This is a genomic window from Streptomyces sp. P17 (genome assembly GCF_032436805.1).
GTDB lineage: Bacteria > Actinomycetota > Actinomycetes > Streptomycetales > Streptomycetaceae > Streptomyces.
Map to the genome: position 1 here is coordinate 1 of NZ_JAVRBF010001242.1, position 249 is coordinate 249.

1 protein-coding gene is annotated in these 249 nt (G+C 28.9%); it reads left to right on the forward strand.

From position 1 onward, the window contains the following. Positions 1-41 precede the first annotated feature (41 nt). Positions 42-249: hypothetical protein (locus tag RMT89_RS44550; protein ID WP_315889454.1), on the forward strand; the 208-nt coding region annotated here is incomplete at its 3' end.

The following is a 249-nucleotide window of genomic DNA, read 5'->3' on the forward strand; positions in this document are numbered from 1 at the left end:
ATATAAAATAAAATTAATTCCCAACACAAATACATTTGGCCATGTCATTACCTTCTGAGAATTTAAAAAACTGTGCAGTAAAACTTACATCCAATGTAAGTGGTGCACCATCTGTTGGATCAGGAATAATTTATCAAACACCTAATAACTATGATTACAATTATATTCTTACAGCCAAACACATTCTCTCAGAAGATTCCTATACAGAATTTACTGTTTCAAAGGTAAAGGATATTAAAATTGAATATT